Source organism: Clavibacter sp. VKM Ac-2873, from assembly GCF_015351075.1.
Lineage (GTDB): Bacteria > Actinomycetota > Actinomycetes > Actinomycetales > Microbacteriaceae > Clavibacter.
The window spans coordinates 39,757-54,060 of the sequence record NZ_JADKRS010000007.1; the positions used below are offsets into that span (position 1 = coordinate 39,757).

The window sequence follows — 14,304 nt, forward strand, 5'->3', positions numbered from 1 at the left end:
CACCCATGGCTACGCGTCTGTAGCTCAGCCTCCAGGGGAGACCCCGGCACTTGTCAGCGCGATCCGTGAAGACAGCCTGGCCTAGGGGGAGATCCCGTCCCGCGGGACGGGCTTCACGGTAGCGAGGGCACGGGACGCTGGCGGCGACGGGCAGGAGACGGCGACGCGATGAGGACGCCCTGAGCCGCGGACGGCCGCGCCGGGGCGCAAGCTGCGAGCACGGCAACAGCGTCGTCGACGTGGACGTACGTCACCAGCATGCGGTCATCCCAAGGACTCCTCGATGCGGCGGGCGGCAGCCTCGTCCTCGTCATGGCGGCGGGCAGCGCGATGCGCGGACGCGAGCCTCGCTCGCACCAGCTCCATCAGCTCCGTCTCGGACAAGAACCCGATGGCTCGTTCCCGGACGCGGTCCGGCCATCCCGCTTCTTGCAGAGTGATGATCCCAGCCGCGGCCAGGCCTCCGGTGAGAGACGTGCGAGCGACTCGAGCCACCTCCACCAGGTGACGCACCGTCATGCCCTTCTCGTCGACGTGACGGGACAGCCGCTGCGCCGGCATGTCGAGGCACTCGGAAAGTCGGTGCCGGAGGTCGCCGGCGGCGATGGCATCGAGCCAGCCCTGGACGCTGTTCGGCTGAGGTGGGTTCTGGTGGATCCGCTCGTCACGCAGACGCGCCGCGTAGTGGCCGCTCCGGCGGCGCAGCAGGGCGGCGGATGCATCATCGAGTGTGACCTGAGCCAGGACCTCTGCTCGGGTGGGCGCCATCACGCCACGACGGAGGTCCTCGTACTCGACGAAGGTCGACAGCACGTCGACGGGGTTCGCCGACACGGCGCGAGCGGCGGCGATGACGGTCCGCTCCTGCACCCACCCACTGGCCAGCTGTCGGTGCAGTGCCATTCGCCCGAGGCCGATCGCCTGGGCGAGCGGAGCATTCGCGCTGGCGAGGGAGTTGTCGCTGGCCCAGCGTTTGAAGTCGGCGGCGGAGACGGGCATCCGGAGTCCCTTCTGGGAAGGTGGAGCTGTGTGGTTCGCCTTCGCGTCGTGCGCCTTCGTCACGTCCAGCCTTCGTGGATCCGGCGATGAAGCCGGCATCGAGTCAGACGGGCGGCGTCGATGCGCCCGAGAGCCGCGGCGAGTGGACGCATTCCCGGCCCACGCGTGCGCTGGCGTGGGTGATGCAGGATCGGCGAGCAATGGGGGTCGCTTTCGCCCCTCTTGGGAGGTCGGCTTGGGCGGTCCGGGTAGGCGTGGTTCCATGACGACGAAGGCCCATGGGGCCCGAGCACCGGGAGACAGACCCGCTGCCCCTACCTCGCGGGAATCGCATCTCGAGGGGACTCGCCCGCTGAGCGGCGATGCGGGCCGAAGCCCGACGGGGGATGCCCTGAGCGCCCCACCGTCGGGCTTCGACTGATCGCCAGCGGCCATGCGGATCACGCCACGGGGTCACGCTCACTCAGCAGGCGCTGCGGAAGTCACTGATGAGCCAGCTCCCCACCTGCGCAGGGCAAGCGAAGGGCTGGTATCGCTGGTCATCGTCGATGTAGCGCTTCAACCACGCGATGCTGGCGCTGGCGATGGTGGCGTTGGGGTAGTTCGGTGCGAAGTGGCTCTGGTTGCGCAGCTCGATGTACTCCTTCGCCCGCGCGGAGGTCAGCGACTCGTAGAACGGCCTCGCGTGGTAGGCGACCGGCGCGATGGTGTCGTCCTGCGCACCGATGATGAGGGTGGGGGCCGTCACCTTCGGCGATGGGCTGTCGAGGTCGTACGGCGTCATGGGGATCACGGCACGGATCGAAGGATCGTCCTCGGCCGCCTGGAGCGCTCCGCCGCCGCCCATGGAGTGGCCCATCACACCGAGACGCGCGGGATCGACGCGGTCGCGGACCGGGCTGCTGGTCGTCAGATATGAGAGGGCCGCACGCAGCTCGTCACCTCGCTGCGCTGGCTGGTCACCCGTGGTGATCGTGTCGATGATGAACACGACGAAGCCATGGGAGGCAAGGCGCGGTCCCAGCCAAGCGAGGCTCCACTCGTTCGCGGTGAAGCCGGGTGCGATGGCGACGGCCCCGAACTTACCTGCGCTCGTGTCGGTGGGGTAGTACACGGTCCCTCCGCCGAAGCCGGACACGGAGTCCGCCGAGACCGCGCTATCCGCGACAGCGAAGGAGCCGCGTTCGGCTGAGATGCTCTCGGCAGTCGGGGCCGGACCTCGCTGGTAGGGGTTGGTCGCCGCGTTCGCGGAGACGGTGGTGCCGAGCGCCGCGGATGCCGCGACGAGCATCGTGGCGGTCGTGATGAGCAGGCCGCGGCCGCGGGGTCTCATCTTCGTCATGGTGTCCTCCATCTCGAGGGGATCATGGGCTCGCTCAGTTCTCCGGGATGATGTCTCGGAGTCTCACGAGCACCTCGTGGGAGCACGGTAGTGGTAGATCTACCACGCGGTCTAGCAATAGTGCACATGCCCATCGTTTGTGCACGCGAGGGAAGAGGAAGACAGACGGGATGAGCGAAGAGACCACCGATGGGCGCCGCCTGCGCTATGCGCACCGTCGTGGCGAGATCCTCACCGCGGCGACCGAACACGCCCTCGACAACGGCCTCGATGGGCTGACGCTCCGCGGGATCGCGGACAGCGTCGGCGTCAGCCACGCGACGCTCGTGCACCACTTCGGCACTCGGGACGCGCTCATCGCGGAGATCGTCCAGCACGTGCTCACCGAGGCCCTCTCCGCTCCCGCGCCGGTGGCAGACGGAGACGACCCCTTGCGCGCCCTCTGGACGCGAGCGACCGACCCCATGGGCCGTCGACACGTGCGGCTCTTCGCCGCCATCACCGGCAGTAGTCTCTACGGGCAGACGCCCCTGGCCGAGGCCGTCACTCATTCCATGCGCGATCGCACGGCACTCCTGGCTCGCGCGATCGAGGCCGGAGGGTGCCCGGCGTCGGAGGCGGAGGCCAGGGCGACGCTCATCCTCGGCGTGACACGTGGACTCATCGTCGACCTGCTCGTCACCGATGACCACGATCGAGTCGAGGCCGCGTTCACCGCATTCGCCGCGTCCCTGCGATGCGCACCCCTGTGAACTCGGCCGTTCGACGAGCCCGCGGGCCTCACGAGGACATCGAATGGCCGACGGCCTGGACGCCGCGAGCGGAAGCCGTCGAGGCGCCCCCCCCCCCCCCCGTCGGACCCGGCCAGCACCCGACGGGATGACCCCTGTAGGGATAGAATAAAGTAAATACGATTTGGAGAGCATGATGGTGGATACGGCGCCCAGCCCCTTCACCCCGGGATACGGGAAGAAGCCAGCGATCTTCGGCGGGCACCGGGATGAGCTCACCGAGCTCAGAGCCGTGTTCGAGACCCTCGACTTCGGGGAGAACCACTCCGTCCTCGTATCGGGTTTGCGCGGCGCCGGCAAGACCTCCTTCCTCACCACCTTGCAAGACGAAGCTCGCGCAGCGGACTGGCTGGTCATCAGCGACGACGCCAGCGCCGGCCTCATGGGGCGCGTGATGGACTCCATCATCCCCGCCCTCATCAACGAGATGACTCCCGAGAGCCGCATGCGACTGACATCGCTCGGGATCTGGGAGTTCAGCGCCGGCTTCGAGCACGTCGAAGGGCACCGGAGCGTCAGACCCCAGCTGCGCAGCGACCTCGTCGCTCTATCCACGGCGCTCGGCGGCCGCGGGGGGATCCTCATCACCATCGACGAGGTCTCGTCGGGCCGGGTCCGCCTCCGCGAGCTCGGTCGGTTCGCCCTGCAGGTCTCGCACGCCCTCGAGGACGGAGCGCAGGTCATGGTCGTCTTCGCCGGAGTGAAGGTCAGTCTCGACGCCCTCCTCGCTGAGGAGCACACCACCTTCCTCCGGCGCTCCCGCGAGATCGAGTTCGAGCGGCTTTCCGCATCGGAGACCCGTCGCGTGTTCGCTGAGACCGCCGAACTCGGTGGTCGCGAGATAGAAGAGGCCGCGCTCGACAAGCTCGTCTCCCTGTCCCAGGGGTACCCCTACCTGGTGCAGCTAGCCGGCGACTACGCCTGGCGTAATGCCTCCACCGCACCCACCATCAACCTCGACGACGCCTCAGTGGCTCACGACAAGGCCATCAGGGCGGTGGAGAGCCGGGTGATCAGCCGGGTCTACGGCGACCTCTCCGACGTGGACCAGAAGTTCCTCAACGCGATGGCCGCGGACGACGACCGTACGAAGGTCGCCGACATCGTCAGACGCATGGGAGTCTCCGACGCGTATGTCCAGGTGTACAAGAAGCGCCTCATCGACAGTGGGTACGTGCACGCCGCCGGCCACGGGTACGTGCAGTTCTCCTTGCCGTACCTGGGCGCGTACATCCGCCGCCAGCTCGCGGCAGAGGAAAGCGACGGCCGCGAGAATGGCGGATGGGATGCGTACCCGGCCCCAGCCCTGCCGTCTTGAGCGGCTCGCTCGGTGGGCCGCAGGCGCTTCACGCGGTCGCAGGTGCCGCGCGATCGTGGCAGTGCCCGGGTCGGGCGACCCGGGCACTGCCTCATTTGGCTGGGTGAGCGGCCCTATGGCATGGTGGCCTAGCCTCGCCAGGAGTCGACAGCCCTGAATACCTGGTATTCCACATCTCCCCACGGAGCGAAGTACGTCGAAGGCTGATTGCCTTTACGCACGACGGAGCTGACGACTCCGACCTGCGTGCCATTCACGCCCCTGCCCGATTCGTGATAGACAGGGCCACCCGAGCTACCGTTTACCATCGCGCAGTTGCCTATGCCGAGGTAGGAGGCCTCCGGGTTCAAACGGGAACCGACCCCGGAGCACGTCAAAAGCGGATGAGAGACGTAACCTGAGATCAGTTCGTAGCCGAACACCTCGTAGTGCAGTCCTGCTCTTGCGAGACCGAAGTTCGTGGCAGTCGCGCCCGCCTCGTCAGCGAGATACTTTTTCTCCCCCTCCCATGAATGCAGGGGCTTCAGCTGGATGAAAGCGGCATCATGCTGCAGATCCTGCTGGTAGCGCCACTCTCGGGGTACCTGATACATTGCTGCGCCCCACGTGAGGAGAGGCTTGTTGGCCCCGTCCCACGCAGGGATGAATCGCAAGTTCCTGGCGAAGTGTCCATCGCGATAGAGGCAATGCGCAGCCGTCGCTATGACCAGCTTCGAGTCGGACTTGATGGACGACGCGGTGCAGCCCTTGTCCTGGCCGTCGCGCGTGAAGTACAGCCTGCCGATCCACTTGACCGGTTCGAACACACCGGTCGCCGCGCTGGCGTCGACTGGAGTGCTCGCATCCGGGGGAGGCGTCGGCGTCTCATCGAGCGACGACGCGGCCGCCATCCGCTCTGGCGTCCAGTAGTTCGCGGATGCTGCGTCGTCTGCGTCGGAGAAGTCCCGGCCTGTGTCGGTCGCGTCCCCGCCCCCCGAGGAACTCTCGCTCGCCGCGTGCGCGAGCTGGGCGCTGGAGATCAGCGGTCCGCAAGCCAGAACCAGACCGAGCCCGACGGCCGCGATGACCATCGACGTACGACGCTTGCGGGGTACTTGTGATGTGTGCATGTCACTCCCGTAATTCTTCTGCTGTGGTGGATGTCGTCTGCGCGGAAGACCGAACGCGTGAAGAGCTTCGAGATGCGCACGTCGTCTGGCGCCATCGCAGACTAGACAGGGGACAGGCTCGTCGTCTTCGGCCAGGAACGCCCACAGCAATATTTAGCTACGTCTTTCGTCCGAAACTTCATCCTGCGTGGTCGGTAATTCGGACACGTGACCTGAGGGCAGGCTCGGGCCCCGAGTCCCTGCTGGCTGCCGCACGTACGTGGCCGACCCGAATCGAGTGGTAGCCCGGTGCGTCACGGCCAGCGTCCGTCCATGCCGAGATGGCCGTCGGGCCACCTGGTCGCTAGTCCGCAGGTGGGGAACTCGAGTGGGTCTCGACGCCCGCGCGCCGTCTACAGAGCCGGCCTCCGAGGATCACACCGACGCCCGCGCTCCAGCCAGAGAACGGTCCGCGAGGGGAACTCACCACGTGAGGATCGCCGGGAGCCCGCGCCGATGACCGGAGTGACGCACGGCGGACACGTCCACGTCGAGCCCGGTGACGCAGCGCTCCATCTGAGGATCGCGGAGCAGCGGGTCGAGATGGGCCTCGGCGAGATCGGGCACGAACTGCGGGCTCCCCGTTCCCATCGCGTGCACGTCGACGTCCCGGATCGTGCCCGGGGTCCCCGGCAGGAGATCCCGGACCAGGCGCGCGTGCACGCGTGCGGGTACGGAAGGTCGAGGCGCTCTAGCGGGGGATCGGTGCAGATCTCCGCCACCACGAATGACGCGACGCCGTTCATGGGCCTGTCGAGCTGCGCGTGGCCACGCCGCCCCGCTCGACGAGTGGCCACCGGATGAGTCGACGGGCCACCGGGCGCAACACCAGCACTGTGCAGAACCCACCAAGGGATCGCGGCGACCGCATAGCTTGTGGGCCTTCCCGATCCGGATCCACTCGACCGAACAGGCAACCATGCAGCGCTCTGCCCCATCATCCCTCTCCCGCACCCGCCAGGGCCCACGTCACCGGAGCTGGCCCCTCGTCGCCACGGTCGCGATGGTCGGCATCATCGGATCGCTCACGACGGGGATTCCCGCCGCATATGCCGATGAAACCTCGATCGCCGCCGCCGTGCAGGATGGCTCCTTCCTCGAGGATGTCGTCGATGGGCGCATCAGCGTCGAGCAGCTCGTCGCCGCGAGTGCCGCCGGAAACCCGCAGAGAGCGCAGGCCATCGATCGTGCGGCCCTCACCCGCGGGATGACGCTCGAAGTCGAGGAGCTCCGCAACACCGGCGACGTGGCGGCTTGGGGCGACCCGGGGGATCAGGAGGACGGGGGAGAGCTCATGATCTTGCGGCCGGCGACGACGACCACCTCCGCAGCGGGCTCGATGGTCGAAGCGCAGCTGTCACTCTCTCGCGATCTCAAGCGGCTCTTCCACCATTGGGGGACCGCCAAGATCTCCGCGCCCACCGGAGGGGCCCTCCTCGGAGGCGGTACGGCGGCCGGCATCGCGGCCGTCGTCGCTGGTGCATTCTGGCTGCTCGCCTCCGCGATCTTCGTGAGCATCGGCGCCGTAGCGTTCGTCACCCTCGGGTCGATCGCGGTGAGCTGCCATGGCAAGCACCTCCCGTACCTCTACATCAAGTTCCCTGACTTGGGAAACAGCCACTGCGGGCAGTAGCGCATGCATTCATGTCTGATGAGCTGATCGTCGCTCGACTCGGGTTCCGACTCGGCTTGGCCAGACGACGCACACTTGATGTCTCTATCCACGTTCGACGGCTTGCCCCGCGAGAAGGCGCAACCACCCGGAGCGGGTCTGGTGCCCACGAGCGAGGAGGGTGAGGGCATCGGGACTCCCGCGAACTTCCGGCACGGACACGTGGAGGGGCCTCAGTTCTGCTCCGCGAGAGAAGCCGATACTCATCATCGTGTCCGATCGGGGCTCTCGACCCGCCGATGAGCGGCCGAAGGAAGCGGCCTGTGCAGCTCCCCTGTCGTGGTCGTGAGCGACCCCGGCCTGGCGAGTCATCTACCGATCCGGCTACCCACACGATGCTCCGGCGAACAGAACCCCGCCGTCCGCGCCCTCGATCGCGGCGTAGCAGAGCAGCGGTTGCGGTCGGCGGGGGTGGCCCGGCTCCTACCGCTCGCAGTGGGAGTGCACGGTGTCGGGGATCTTGACGTAGAGGCCCTTGCCGCTGCAGGAGGCATCGTTCTTCACGACGTCGGCGAGGCCACCGGCGAAGAGCACGCCGATGAACGCACAGGCCACTCCGGTGATGGAGAAGAACGAGCAGATCGCGACGGTGGCCGCGCCGATGCCCACACCGAGGAGCCCGCGCAGCCAATCGTGGTTGATGTAGATCGTGTACCAGTGGATGAGATGCCTGTACCAGCGCTTGGACTCCATGAAGCGACGGTCGGCGGCTCCGGCTGCAGGTGGCATGGCATACGAAGCCGCCGAGTCCACGATCGCGGCCTTCGTGCTCTCCAGGGAGGCGGCCATCTGGGGATCCGCGTCCATGGAGGCGTGGAGCTGCGCGGTGAGCGCATCCCCTTCGGCGACCTGCTGGGGCGATAGGTCCATCCAGTTGTCGACATGCTGGCCATGCAGATCGATGCCGGTGGCGGCCGACTGGACGACGTCGGCTTCGGTGATGGCGCCCGACTCGATGTCGTCGATGAAGTGCCCGCTGTCGAGCGCTCGCCCCACTCGCGCACCCGGGGAGGTCGGATCGGTGACGGCGAACGCGCTGCTGCCGGGGGCGACGATGACGAGCCCGAGGGACGTCACAGCGCCGATGGCGATGGTGCTGAAGAAGGAGCGTCTGGGGCGCATGCTGGTCATGCGGATTCCTCTCTCGAAGCGCGACGGCTGTCGCCGCTGTCGCACGTTAGACCGCCGCGGGTAGGCGATCTCCGGTGCGCACGGGTACCAGGTGCAACACCACCCGAATGTCCACCTGCACTCCCGGCGCCTGCCCCGCCGTACGTGGCTCATGCCACTCGATCTCCCGCCCCGAAACCTCCCGGCTCCGCACCGGGCCAGGCATCGGTGGAGCACGCCGATGCCGGGCTTCGATCGCTCCGGGCGCCACTTACCGGTCGACGCCACCTTGAGGAGACCCGACGCGTGAGCGCTGCGCAATCCTCTAAGTTGTGTGCTCCGTGACCACGCCCCGCGGATCCCCAGTCGATGCGCGGCGATCTCCGAGAGGGCCCTGCCATGCGACCCCACCTCAGCGGGCGACTCTCCCGCCTCGTCCTTCCGTCGCTCACGACACTCATCCTCGCGCTGGCGCTCGGCATCGTCGTACCCGCCGTCGGCGCCTCCGCCGAAGCGCCCGCGAACGGCCCCTGCGACATCTACGGCGCCGGCGGCGCACCGTGCGTCGGTGCTTTCAGCACCACTCGGGCGCTGTACGGCAGCTATGGCGGTCCGCTCTACCAAGTGAAGCGGGCCAGCGACGGCGCCACCGTCGACGTCGGAGCGGTCTCCCCGGGCGGCCCGGCGAACGCCGACCAGCAGACCTCGTTCTGCTCCGGTACGAGCTGCACCGTGCCCGTGATCTACGACCAGTCCCCCAACCACAACGACCTGACTCCCGCCCCCGCGGGCGAGCAGGGCGCGGCGAACAGACCGGCTGCCGCCTCGGCCCTCCCCGTGACCGTCGCCGGCAAGAATGCATTCGGTCTCTATCTCCCTCCGGGAGTCGCCTATCGCCGCTCCAGCAAGGTGACCACAGGCATGGCCCGGGGCGCAGCGCCGGAGTCCCTGTACATGGTGGCAAGCGGGACAAACGTCAACCGCGCATGCTGCTCCGACTTCGGCAACGTCGAGACGGAGCCCACGGACACCGGTGCCGGCCACATGGACGCCCTCAACCTGTCCACCCTGGGCGCGACGGAGACCTCCGGGTGGGGGCCGTGGGTCCAAGCGGACCTCGAGGAGGGCGTCTTCCAGGGCAAGACGACCGTCTGGGCCCAGAACCGCGGCAACTCGTCCGAGTTCGTCACCGCGACGCTCAAGAACAACGGCGTCGACACCTTCGCCATCAAGGGCGGTGACGCCCAGCGCGGCGCGCTCTCCACCTGGTACGACGGGTCGCTGCCCGACGGCGTCGACCGGTTCGGCAGCAGCTGGCAGCCGATGAAGCTCGAAGGCTCGATCGGCCTCGGGGCAGGAGGAGACAACTCCAATCGCGGCACCCAGTTCTTCTTCGAAGGTGTCATCACGTCCGGCTACGCCTCCGATGCGACCGAGAACGCGGTTCAGGCGAACGTCGTCGCGCAGGGCTACCACGCGAAGGGCACGGGCGGCGGTCCCGGCAGGCCCATCGTCGGTCCAGGAGGCAAGTGCGTCGGCATCCGCGATGTGGGCGGCAGCGGCGACGCGGCCGTCGCCCAACTGGACGACTGCCTCGCGATGGCCGTGGATCAACGCTGGGTCGGGAGCACCGTCGGCGAGGGGACGCTGAACACCCTCGGAAAGTGCTTGGACCTCGCTGGCGTGCCGGGCGACGCGGGAGCCGGGGTGGTCCTGCACGATTGCGACGGTGCGGCGCACCAGCAGTGGTTCCCCCAGGCCGACGGCTCGGTGCAGAACCCGGGGTCCGGGCTATGCCTCGAGTCGCCGAACGGCTCGACCGCGAACGGCACAGCGCTCCGCGCCCGCCCCTGCAACGGATCGGCCGCCCAACGATTCGCCGCGTCGACGCCGATCCTCCATCCCGTCCCGGGCGGCAAGTCGAAGTGCGTGGACGTGTCGGGGGACGACACCGATGCCGCCGGCAGGGCGGTGCAGATCTACACGTGCCAGAACGCCGCCACAGGAGCGCCTGCCGGCCTCACCGAGGCCGCGGACCAGCAGTGGATCTACGACCCGGCGGATCAGAGCCTGAGGTCCAATGGTCGCTGCTTGGATGTCGACGGCAATCTCACCGACGCCGGCACGGCCGTCGAGTCCTGGACATGCAACGGGGTCGGCGGCCAGCGGTGGGTGCCGCGGCCGAGCGGCGCGCTCCTCAACCCCGCATCGAACCTCTGCTTGGACGCGCCGGGTGGGTCGACGGCGAACGAGACCGTCCTGCGCATCTGGCCGTGCGACGGGACCCCTGGGCAGCGCTTCATCCTGAACTGAGCGGACAAGAGCGGGAGCAGCAGGGAATCCTCGGGCACCGCACGGGGCAGACCGGAATCCGACGTGACGCTGCGCAGCCCTTCGAGGTCGAGCTCGGGACACGACGACGGATCCCGCAGCGCCGAGCATGCCCGCGCACGCCGACCGCTACGGGATGGACGAGTACGTCCTCGACTAGGCAGCAGAGACGCCGTTCTGAAGACGGCAGATGGTGGTGGGGGAGGGTGAAGGCGACCGCAGCACCCGTCGGGCGGGCATCGTGTCAGTGAAGGTCGACCGCGGCGGTCCCTCCAACGGCTCGCCGCGGCGCGTCCCGACGTCTGCATGAACTCGTTCTTTTCCTACCTGTTCACGAAAGAACAGCTGGATGAGTGCTGTGACGTCCATGCGCGCGGACAACAGAGCCCCGTGACGACGATGCCTGATCCGGTGATCCTGACCATGGCTCGTGTGTCGCGAATCGACTCATCAGGAACCCCGTGGTCCCGCCTTCTCCGACGGCCATCTGGCCGATCGACGCGGATTTCCCCACGGCGGAGGTTCCGACGAAGGAGCGCGCCTCGCCTTCTCTTGCCGAGTGCGAAGCGATGTGCGACCACCCAGGATGTGCGGGCATCGTCCAGGATCAAGACCTGGTGACACCTACCCTGACGCCCACCGCGAAATGCGCGGTGATATCGCATGATGGGTTAGGTCACCATGAAGATCACGCACAATTCCTCTATTCGCTCGTCGGTGCGCCGGCGTACGGCACGGATGCTCATCGGGGCGTCGGTTCTCGCCGCGGTGATGTCGCTCACGGGTCTGGTTCATTCAGCCCCGCCTGCGTCCGCTGCGCCTCTTCCGGATCGCGGTTCCTCCATCACGGAGATGCCGGAGTTCCCGAAACCGACCTCCGTGCGACCTGCGCGGTCTACCCCGTACATCGTCCCCGCTGGTCAGACCGTCGACTTCGGCTACGCCGAGCTGAATGGCTCGACCACGGGTCGCAGCGAGTTCCAGCAGCCGGTGATCCTCGTCAAGCCGGGCGGGACGGTGAAGAACGTGATCATCGGCCGGCTCGCCGCGGACGGCATCCACTGCGAGGCCTCATGCACGATCGAGAACATGTGGTCGCCGGATGTCGGCGAGGACGCGGTGACCCTCCTCGACGGTTCACCCGACTCGTCCGTCGTCACCATCCGCGGGGGCGGGGTGGCGCACGCGTACGACAAGGTCGTCCAGCTGGACGGTGCGGGCACAGCCCGCATCTCGCACTTCGCCGCGTCCGACATCGGCTCGCTGGTGCGATCCTGCGGCGACTGCGCGCACCAGTACCCGAGGCACATCGTCGTGAGTGACGTGTTCATCACCGGCGGCCGTTACAAGGTCGCCGGGGTCAATCAGAACTTCGGGGACACGGCGAAGATCGACCACGTCACCATCCGCGGGAACCGCATGCAGATCTGCGACAGGACCGTCGGTGGCCGGGGCGCTCCGGCGAAGGAGGTGAGCGGCGGCAGCGGCGACCCGTATCCGGGCGTGTGCGATTTCACCTACTCGACCATCCTGTTCCAGGAGGGCTAGAGGCCGACGCCCGCCGAGCTGTCGCGGCTGGCCTCGTGGATGGTCAAGCGATGCAGACGGCGCCGAGCAGTCCCACGAGGAGGCGTCCGGCCGCGCAGCCGGCGTCGACGTCCCGGGCGTCGACTACGACGGGGGGGGGAGGGAGGACGACGACTCGGTCGGTGAGCGCCGCGGCCGCGGAGGGCGTGTTCGCGACCGCGAGCGTCTTCTTGACGGTCCGCGCCCCGGTGCCCGTGCGCTTGGAGATCGCCGTGGCGCTCAACCCCTCGAACTGCAGCTGCTTGAACGCGACCGTGCGCTCCGTGTCCGTGAGCGCCAGGCGCTGGTCGTTCTCGACGAGCTGCTGCACGATCCGCTCGGCGGTGGTCTCGTCGCCCTCGATGATGTGAACGGGCATCGTCGCCAGACCGACCTCTCGTGCGGCGAGGGTGCGGCGCTGTCCGGCCCGGACGAGCACACGGCCCTCGCCGTCGCGGCGAGCCCGGACCGGCGTGAGGACGCCGTTCGCCTTGATGCTCTGCACGAACTCCCGGTTGAGGTCCGCGATGGGGCGCACGTTCTCCTCGATGATGAGCGTGTTCGGGTCCAGGTACTCGATGACCCCGACGGGACTAGTGGTGTTCTCGGTAATCGTCACGTGTGTTCTCTCTTCCACTCGTTTTTTTGCCGTGAAGGCGTTTTTACGCCTTAGCGACCGGAGGGCGTAGTGCAACCCGGAGGGCGGTGGGGGAGAGAATTTCGGGGCGAAATAAGGGAGCTTGCGACCGCGTCCCGAAACTCTCGGAGGAGCCGGCGGCGGAGCCGCTTGCGCGGAGCCCGCAGGTGGCTACGAGGGAGCGCAGCGACCGAGCCGCCGAAGGCTTCACGGCCAAAAAACGAGCCCGCAGGGCCCAGAGAGGGGCGCCGCGCAGCGGCTCAGATCAGACAGACAGCGCCGCGCAGCGGCACAGATCAGGCCAACAGCGCCGCATCGCGGCTCCATCCACGTGTCACCCGCGCATCCCAGCGCTGCCCACGCGACGGACGGCACCACCAACGCAGACACCCTCGTTTGAGGGATTCCCAGCTACAGCTGCACTCCATATCGTAAAAGGTATGGATTCCATTCTCACGGACGACCTTGTCGACCGCATTCGGAAAGACCCAATGCAGACCTCTTACGGTGGAACACTTATCACCGTTCGGGCATCCGAGCAGCTATCACCTCCCGGTGACCTACAGCAGCGCGCGCTGCTCGAGGTGGTCAAGTTCGACGACCCAGATACCGTGGTGGTCTACATCTGCCCGTACAACGGGGACGAGCGAGCATTCTTCTCCGCGCAGATGTTCGGCGCCGGCGTGGTCGGGAAGGTCGCGAACGTGCTGTCCGATGGCCTGCGGCAGACGTTGCACTGATGACCTATCGACGCTCATGCCGGGATCTCACGGGCCACGACTTCAACGTGGAGATCGGCCCCGGCCTGATGAACAAGTTCGTGGTCGACAAGGTTACTGTCTTGCGCGCCCGGGACCTCGATCCCGACGCGGACGATGTTCTCGCCTTCACGCTCAGACTCCCCACCACCGGATACGAGTGGCCGAACGCCGACGCCACGCTACACATGGAGGCACGCGTCGTCGTCCGCGGTGAGGAAGCCGTCGACGTTACCCGTGGCTTCGGCGGCCGTTGGGAGCTTCGCCGCGGCGAGGTCGTCGGCGAGCCGTGGTTCGTGACCACCGTCGCGACCGACGCGCACATCGTTCTCGCCGAGGTGGATGTCGTGCTCGCCGTCCCGGGCACCTAGCCCTTGGTGGGTGTGCCGGCAAGCCTGTACCCACCCCGAGCGCAGGACGGCGGCACCACCACGCCGCCCACGTGCGCGTCGGCGACGCGGCGACGTCGTGGCACGCGGGATAGCGCTCGAGCGCGTCGTCTTCGCGAGCACGGTGAGGCTCGTGCGATCTCGCGCTCGTCGTCGACGAGCCGCGGTGCGGCGCACTGCGCTCGTCCGGGTCGATGCCCGCCGTGCGGAGCATCTCGCGCTCGGCGAGCTCGCGGCGGCTGT

The 14,304-nt window shown here is 67.8% G+C and carries 13 protein-coding genes; 7 read left to right on the plus strand and 6 right to left on the minus strand.

What is annotated here, in order from left to right:
• Positions 1-264: 264 nt before the first annotated feature.
• Positions 265-999, minus strand: a complete 735-nt coding sequence (locus tag ITJ44_RS15495; RefSeq protein ID WP_194636444.1) for a hypothetical protein — start codon at positions 997-999, stop codon at positions 265-267.
• Between the two features lie 463 nt (positions 1,000-1,462).
• Entirely contained in the window at positions 1,463-2,353 is an 891-nt protein-coding gene (locus tag ITJ44_RS15500) for an alpha/beta fold hydrolase (RefSeq protein WP_194636445.1), read from the minus strand.
• A gap of 158 nt (positions 2,354-2,511) precedes the next feature.
• Between ITJ44_RS15500 and ITJ44_RS15505 the strand changes: the two genes are divergently transcribed.
• On the plus strand, positions 2,512-3,093 hold the full coding sequence (locus tag ITJ44_RS15505) for a TetR/AcrR family transcriptional regulator (protein ID WP_194636446.1): 582 nt from the start codon (positions 2,512-2,514) through the stop codon (positions 3,091-3,093).
• A 172-nt stretch (positions 3,094-3,265) separates the two neighbouring features.
• On the plus strand, positions 3,266-4,450 hold the full coding sequence (locus ITJ44_RS15510; RefSeq protein ID WP_194636447.1) for an ATP-binding protein: 1,185 nt from the start codon (positions 3,266-3,268) through the stop codon (positions 4,448-4,450).
• Between the two features lie 128 nt (positions 4,451-4,578).
• Here the strand turns inward: ITJ44_RS15510 and ITJ44_RS15515 are convergent, their stop codons facing one another.
• A complete protein-coding gene (locus tag ITJ44_RS15515; protein WP_194636448.1) occupies positions 4,579-5,559 on the minus strand; it encodes a serine protease in 981 nt (326 codons plus the stop codon).
• A gap of 462 nt (positions 5,560-6,021) precedes the next feature.
• On the minus strand, positions 6,022-6,261 hold the full coding sequence (locus ITJ44_RS15520; RefSeq protein WP_194636449.1) for a hypothetical protein: 240 nt from the start codon (positions 6,259-6,261) through the stop codon (positions 6,022-6,024).
• Between the two features lie 340 nt (positions 6,262-6,601).
• Between ITJ44_RS15520 and ITJ44_RS15525 the strand changes: the two genes are divergently transcribed.
• Entirely contained in the window at positions 6,602-7,231 is a 630-nt protein-coding gene (locus tag ITJ44_RS15525; protein ID WP_194636450.1) for a hypothetical protein, read from the plus strand.
• A 462-nt stretch (positions 7,232-7,693) separates the two neighbouring features.
• Here the strand turns inward: ITJ44_RS15525 and ITJ44_RS15530 are convergent, their stop codons facing one another.
• Positions 7,694-8,401 carry a hypothetical protein gene (locus ITJ44_RS15530; RefSeq protein ID WP_194636451.1) on the minus strand — a complete coding sequence of 236 codons (708 nt, stop codon included), beginning with the start codon at positions 8,399-8,401 and terminating at the stop codon, positions 7,694-7,696.
• A 378-nt stretch (positions 8,402-8,779) separates the two neighbouring features.
• Between ITJ44_RS15530 and ITJ44_RS15535 the strand changes: the two genes are divergently transcribed.
• Together ITJ44_RS15535 and ITJ44_RS15540 are read left to right on the plus strand one after the other, a co-directional pair.
• Positions 8,780-10,693 (plus strand): arabinofuranosidase catalytic domain-containing protein, encoded by a 1,914-nt coding sequence (locus ITJ44_RS15535; RefSeq protein WP_194636452.1) that lies wholly within the window; start codon positions 8,780-8,782, stop codon positions 10,691-10,693.
• A gap of 699 nt (positions 10,694-11,392) precedes the next feature.
• Complete coding sequence (locus tag ITJ44_RS15540; protein WP_228495233.1) at positions 11,393-12,259, plus strand: pectate lyase; 867 nt, start codon at positions 11,393-11,395, stop codon at positions 12,257-12,259.
• A 43-nt stretch (positions 12,260-12,302) separates the two neighbouring features.
• On the opposite strand, the gene ITJ44_RS15545 is transcribed toward ITJ44_RS15540, so the two are convergent.
• The gene (locus tag ITJ44_RS15545; protein WP_370551717.1) at positions 12,303-12,896 is read right to left on the minus strand and encodes a ParB/RepB/Spo0J family partition protein; all 594 of its coding nucleotides are present in this window, start codon (positions 12,894-12,896) and stop codon (positions 12,303-12,305) included.
• Between the two features lie 458 nt (positions 12,897-13,354).
• Here ITJ44_RS15545 and ITJ44_RS15550 point away from each other — a divergent pair, with 458 nt between their 5' ends.
• The gene (locus tag ITJ44_RS15550; RefSeq protein ID WP_194636453.1) at positions 13,355-13,654 is read left to right on the plus strand and encodes a hypothetical protein; all 300 of its coding nucleotides are present in this window, start codon (positions 13,355-13,357) and stop codon (positions 13,652-13,654) included.
• Positions 13,654-14,043, plus strand: coding sequence for a hypothetical protein (locus ITJ44_RS15555; protein WP_194636454.1), 390 nt, complete (start codon positions 13,654-13,656; stop codon positions 14,041-14,043). The genes ITJ44_RS15550 and ITJ44_RS15555 overlap by 1 nt, the downstream gene beginning before the upstream one ends.
• The last annotated feature ends 261 nt before the right edge of the window (positions 14,044-14,304 follow it).

Coding starts and splice junctions, on each gene's coding strand:
- ITJ44_RS15525 (WP_194636450.1), top strand. CDS start 6,602: ATGGTCGGCATCATCGGATCGCTCACGACGGGGATTCCCGCCGCATAT.
- ITJ44_RS15505 (WP_194636446.1), top strand. CDS start 2,512: ATGAGCGAAGAGACCACCGATGGGCGCCGCCTGCGCTATGCGCACCGT.
- ITJ44_RS15510 (WP_194636447.1), top strand. CDS start 3,266: ATGATGGTGGATACGGCGCCCAGCCCCTTCACCCCGGGATACGGGAAG.
- ITJ44_RS15550 (WP_194636453.1), top strand. CDS start 13,355: ATGGATTCCATTCTCACGGACGACCTTGTCGACCGCATTCGGAAAGAC.
- ITJ44_RS15515 (WP_194636448.1), bottom strand. CDS start 5,559: ATGCACACATCACAAGTACCCCGCAAGCGTCGTACGTCGATGGTCATC.
- ITJ44_RS15530 (WP_194636451.1), bottom strand. CDS start 8,401: ATGACCAGCATGCGCCCCAGACGCTCCTTCTTCAGCACCATCGCCATC.
- ITJ44_RS15500 (WP_194636445.1), bottom strand. CDS start 2,353: ATGGAGGACACCATGACGAAGATGAGACCCCGCGGCCGCGGCCTGCTC.
- ITJ44_RS15495 (WP_194636444.1), bottom strand. CDS start 999: ATGCCCGTCTCCGCCGCCGACTTCAAACGCTGGGCCAGCGACAACTCC.
- ITJ44_RS15535 (WP_194636452.1), top strand. CDS start 8,780: ATGCGACCCCACCTCAGCGGGCGACTCTCCCGCCTCGTCCTTCCGTCG.
- ITJ44_RS15540 (WP_228495233.1), top strand. CDS start 11,393: ATGAAGATCACGCACAATTCCTCTATTCGCTCGTCGGTGCGCCGGCGT.
- ITJ44_RS15555 (WP_194636454.1), top strand. CDS start 13,654: ATGACCTATCGACGCTCATGCCGGGATCTCACGGGCCACGACTTCAAC.